The 501-nt window shown below is 72.1% G+C and carries 1 protein-coding gene; it reads right to left on the bottom strand.

The window, feature by feature from the left end; translation table 11 throughout:
• On the bottom strand, window positions 1-501 hold a 501-nt coding region (locus tag ACEN88_RS34030; protein ID WP_413346785.1), incomplete at both ends, for a PAS domain-containing protein.

The following is a 501-nucleotide window of genomic DNA, read 5'->3' as shown; positions in this document are numbered from 1 at the left end:
TCAGCGCGTCGGCCTGCGCGGGCGGCATCACCTCGCGGTCGCGCCGTCCCACGATCTCGTGCGCCGGCAGGCCGCAGGCGGCGGCCATCTTCGCGTTGACGTAGCGGTAGCGGCGGTCGCGGTCCTTCAGGTAGACGTAGGCGTCGACGTTGTCCAGCACGAGGTCGAGCAGCCGGCGCTGGTCCACGGCCGTCTTGCGCGAGCGGGCCAGGTTCAGGAACAGCGCAAACGCGAGGAGTGTCGCGCCAAAGCCGCCCGCGCCGGCCAGCCAGGGGAAGACGCGGCCGAAACCGTCGACGAGGTCGGCGCGGCGGGCGACGAAGCGGGCCTTCCACAGGTTGTCGTCGAAGCGCACGGGCAGCACGGTTTCCATCAGGTCGCCGGCATTCTTCAGCGCCGCACCGGCGCCGTCGTACAGCAGGTTGTCCGCCTCGTTGACGTGCAGCGGGCCGGCCGCCCGGCTGTCGGCGGCGGCATACAGCTGCAGCGCGACCGGCTGGT

It is taken from the genome of Massilia sp. CT11-108, assembly GCF_047302915.1.
Classification (GTDB): domain Bacteria; phylum Pseudomonadota; class Gammaproteobacteria; order Burkholderiales; family Burkholderiaceae_D; genus Telluria; species Telluria orientalis.
The sequence above is the reverse complement of the archived record's forward strand: the minus strand, read 5'-3'. Positions and strand labels throughout refer to the sequence as shown.